This window comes from uncultured Vibrio sp. (assembly GCF_947488985.1).
Taxonomy (GTDB): Bacteria; Pseudomonadota; Gammaproteobacteria; order Enterobacterales; family Vibrionaceae; genus Vibrio.
The window spans coordinates 1-878 of sequence record NZ_CANLBV010000248.1; the positions used below are offsets into that span (position 1 = coordinate 1).

An 878-nucleotide genomic window follows, 5' to 3' on the forward strand; every position below is an offset into this window, starting at 1 on the left:
TTCCATAGCTCGTTGCCTTAACTGACGTTAAAAGAAACAAGCCGGAGGTTTTACGAACGATTGATATTATACATGTTTTATATATCTAAGGTACTTATTTTATATATCTTTGAATTTAAACAGGCCACATTAAGCGGCCTTTTTGACGAAATAATGTAGACCCTTTAGCGTAAATAACCACGCAGTATGACCGTCTAAGTACAGATTAAAAGTATTGTTCGAAAACCCACGGGTTATATGGACATCCAATGAGTCAACGCATGCTTTTACATCATTATCTGTGTTGAAAAGGTCACATTGAGCCTGACTGTTTATATTATTGATCGTGAAATCATTTTTTAGGAATGGAGTTGGGATGATCAACTCAATAACTTTGCCGTTATGATCTTCAGAATCCAACGTGGTATCACAAACAATACTGTTACAGTGGTACCCGTAACCTGCAATGCTTATACGCGGTTTTACGTGATTAACGGTTAGCTTTGTCAGTCCGTGGTTACGAACTCGAATACGCAATCTTATTGCAGTTCCATCGTTAACAAGCTCTCCCTGTTCTAGTTCTAGCTTCATCATTTTTTCGTCTCGGACTTCCGCCCCTCGAAATAACGTTCTCAACATATTCCAACCTGCTTTAATTGGTTTAACAATTGCAAACATAAGATCCATTGTACATACTACTCCTGACAGTTTGGTTTAATGGTTAAGTTTTTGAATAGGCCCTTGAACAATACCATAACCATATGAAACAAGGCCACGTCTTACGATGTGGCCTTTGTTTTATCTGCTCTCAAAATCTCGCCTTTCCTTTCTGCCAGAATCATCGCGTAGCGATAGGCTCTTAGAATCACGTCCAGCTTATCCCCATCCGTAGAGTCACC

At 39.2% G+C, this 878-nt stretch carries 1 protein-coding gene; it reads right to left on the reverse strand.

Going from position 1 to position 878, the window contains the following annotated elements; translation table 11 throughout:
- Nucleotides 1–129 precede the first annotated feature (129 nt).
- Nucleotides 130–666: a hypothetical protein gene (locus Q1A70_RS20170; RefSeq protein ID WP_299695816.1), complete on the reverse strand. Its 537-nt coding sequence runs from the start codon at nucleotides 664–666 to the stop codon at nucleotides 130–132.
- Nucleotides 667–878: the final 212 nt, after the last annotated feature.

Bases quoted from the DNA above. Each gene is read 5' to 3' on its own strand.
- Q1A70_RS20170 (WP_299695816.1), bottom strand. From the start codon at position 666: ATGGATCTTATGTTTGCAATTGTTAAACCAATTAAAGCAGGTTGGAAT.